This window comes from Ruegeria sp. AH12 (assembly GCF_056541465.1).
Genome location: NZ_JBQFYL010000228.1, coordinates 1 through 524, shown reverse-complemented (window position 1 = coordinate 524; position 524 = coordinate 1). Strand labels below are relative to the sequence as shown.

1 protein-coding gene and 1 pseudogene are annotated in these 524 nt (G+C 59.2%); both read right to left on the bottom strand.

The features are described 5' to 3' along the window. Nucleotides 1-232: pseudogene (locus tag ACR0EL_RS22780) on the bottom strand (putative sulfate exporter family transporter); the annotation flags it as partial. Nucleotides 233-301: 69 nt separating this feature from the next. Next, a partial coding sequence (locus ACR0EL_RS22775) for a phosphate acyltransferase (protein WP_480502396.1) occupies nucleotides 302-524 on the bottom strand: 223 nt, incomplete at its 5' end.

Below are 524 nucleotides of genomic sequence, written 5' to 3'. Positions count from 1 at the left end.
GTGTGCGTGCGGCGAATCCGATCCCCTCAACGGTTTTTCCTTCTTCGCCCAGAAAGCTGACCGCAATCCCTAGAAGAAGGGCCAGCAGCATGGCCGGGGTCGCATAATGTTCGGACAGAAACTTGGCGGCGACGGCCACGGTCACCGCAATCATGATACCAGGAAAGAGCGTGCGAACACGCTCCTTGCTCCGCTCGGTGAGGGATAGGTCTGAGGGATCAGCGGACGCCATAACGGATGGTCCTTTGTTTGTAATGAATGTGTCGCGGGCCTGCGCGATAAAGCAGGCGGGCTGCCGAGTTTAGGGTTCGCGCGCCTGCAGGATGGTCACCGCGATGATCTGCGTCACATCTTCCGCGCTGCATCCGCGCGATAGATCATTGGCCGGTTTGGCGAGCCCCTGCAAAACCGGACCGATCGCCAGATAACCGCCCAGCCGTTGAGTCATCTTGTACCCGATATTTCCGGCATCCAGATTTGGGAAAATCTTGACGTTCGACTGACCCGCGACCGAGGACCCGGGG